Below are 861 nucleotides of genomic sequence, written 5' to 3' on the forward strand. Positions count from 1 at the left end.
AGCACCAACCCATTACTACCCCCCAAAACCCCTCCTCCCGAACCGTCACCGCGCCTCAGCTACCCCCCCCCCCCGAACCCTCCCCCCGCCGCCCCGGCTCCGGACCCGAGGAGACGGCCTCGGTCAGACCGGAGTGCGGCTTCCCCGCGCGCGACGGCGGAGGTGGACCGCGCCGCCCGCGAGGGCGCCGGCGAGCAGGACACCGCCCACGGCGAGCGGGCCGGTCATGGAGTCCCCGGGGGCCTCGGCGGCCGTTCCGGCGGGCCCGGCGGCTCCCGCGGCCCAGCCGGAGCCGGCGTCGACGCCGCCGTGGGGCCCCGCGGCGATGTGGTACGTCACGGTCTGCTTGATCCGGGGCGGGCACTTCAGCGTGATCGTGTCGGTGCCGGCCGTGGCACCCTGCGGCACCACGAACTCACCGACCAGGACGCCCTTCCGGCCGCCCGGCAGGAGGTGGAACTGACCGCCGGCCTCCGATTCGCCCTTGCCGTAGGTCTCCTTGCCGCAGGCGGTGGTGCTGACGGTGACGGTGGTGCCCGGAGCCGCGTTCAGCGGGCTGATCCGGACGTCGGGTTCCCCGGCGGCGGCGAGAGCCGTGGGGGCGGACAGGACGACGGCGCCGACGATCAGGCTGATCTGCAGTCCGGTGCGTGCGCGACGCATGCTCATCTCCTTAGGTGGAGCTTTCCGGCCGGCTCCGTCGCACGGCACGTGTGCTGTTGCTCCGTGCACGAGGCAAAGGCCGCCGCGGGGGGGGCCCCCCCCCGGGGGGGGGGGGGGGGGGGCGGGCCGGGGGGCCCCGCCGCCCCCCCGCGCGCGCGGGGGGGGGGGGGGGCCCGGGCGCGGGGGCGCGCGCCCCCC

The 861-nt window shown here is 77.8% G+C and carries 1 protein-coding gene; it reads right to left on the reverse strand.

Features of this window, described 5'->3' with window-relative positions; genetic code table 11:
- Window positions 1–123: 123 nt before the first annotated feature.
- A complete protein-coding gene (locus ACFV2S_RS15565; RefSeq protein ID WP_385558367.1) occupies window positions 124–663 on the reverse strand; it encodes a sortase in 540 nt (179 codons plus the stop codon).
- Window positions 664–861: the final 198 nt, after the last annotated feature.

This window comes from Streptomyces sp. NPDC059695 (assembly GCF_042733785.1).
Classification (GTDB): Bacteria; Actinomycetota; Actinomycetes; order Streptomycetales; family Streptomycetaceae; genus Streptomyces.

What these genes read in the sequence shown, in the direction of transcription:
- ACFV2S_RS15565 (WP_385558367.1), bottom strand. Translation starts at nt 663, where the DNA reads ATGCGTCGCGCACGCACCGGACTGCAGATCAGCCTGATCGTCGGCGCC.